At 52.9% G+C, this 1,457-nt stretch carries 1 rRNA gene; it reads left to right on the top strand.

From position 1 onward, the window contains the following. Positions 1-18 precede the first annotated feature (18 nt). Positions 19-1,457 (top strand): 16S ribosomal RNA (locus tag AC0V2Y_RS27835); the annotation flags it as partial.

Raw genomic sequence — 1,457 nt, 5'->3', positions numbered from 1 at the left:
GGCAAAGTAACAGAGATTAAACTGAAGAGTTTGATCCTGGCTCAGATTGAACGCTGGCGGCATGCCTTACACATGCAAGTCGAACGGCAGCACGGAGCTTGCTCTGGTGGCGAGTGGCGAACGGGTGAGTAATATATCGGAACGTACCCTGGAGTGGGGGATAACGTAGCGAAAGTTACGCTAATACCGCATACGATCTACGGATGAAAGTGGGGGATCGCAAGACCTCATGCTCGTGGAGCGGCCGATATCTGATTAGCTAGTTGGTAGGGTAAAAGCCTACCAAGGCATCGATCAGTAGCTGGTCTGAGAGGACGACCAGCCACACTGGAACTGAGACACGGTCCAGACTCCTACGGGAGGCAGCAGTGGGGAATTTTGGACAATGGGCGAAAGCCTGATCCAGCAATGCCGCGTGAGTGAAGAAGGCCTTCGGGTTGTAAAGCTCTTTTGTCAGGGAAGAAACGGTGAGGGCTAATATCCCTTGCTAATGACGGTACCTGAAGAATAAGCACCGGCTAACTACGTGCCAGCAGCCGCGGTAATACGTAGGGTGCAAGCGTTAATCGGAATTACTGGGCGTAAAGCGTGCGCAGGCGGTTTTGTAAGTCTGATGTGAAATCCCCGGGCTCAACCTGGGAATTGCATTGGAGACTGCAAGGCTAGAATCTGGCAGAGGGGGGTAGAATTCCACGTGTAGCAGTGAAATGCGTAGATATGTGGAGGAACACCGATGGCGAAGGCAGCCCCCTGGGTCAAGATTGACGCTCATGCACGAAAGCGTGGGGAGCAAACAGGATTAGATACCCTGGTAGTCCACGCCCTAAACGATGTCTACTAGTTGTCGGGTCTTAATTGACTTGGTAACGCAGCTAACGCGTGAAGTAGACCGCCTGGGGAGTACGGTCGCAAGATTAAAACTCAAAGGAATTGACGGGGACCCGCACAAGCGGTGGATGATGTGGATTAATTCGATGCAACGCGAAAAACCTTACCTACCCTTGACATGGCTGGAATCCCCGAGAGATTGGGGAGTGCTCGAAAGAGAACCAGTACACAGGTGCTGCATGGCTGTCGTCAGCTCGTGTCGTGAGATGTTGGGTTAAGTCCCGCAACGAGCGCAACCCTTGTCATTAGTTGCTACGAAAGGGCACTCTAATGAGACTGCCGGTGACAAACCGGAGGAAGGTGGGGATGACGTCAAGTCCTCATGGCCCTTATGGGTAGGGCTTCACACGTCATACAATGGTACATACAGAGCGCCGCCAACCCGCGAGGGGGAGCTAATCGCAGAAAGTGTATCGTAGTCCGGATTGTAGTCTGCAACTCGACTGCATGAAGTTGGAATCGCTAGTAATCGCGGATCAGCATGTCGCGGTGAATACGTTCCCGGGTCTTGTACACACCGCCCGTCACACCATGGGAGCGGGTTTTACCAGAAGTAGGTAGCTTAACCG

This window comes from Janthinobacterium sp. BHSEK (assembly GCF_056174685.1).
This window is presented reverse-complemented; position numbering and strand designations above follow the sequence as displayed.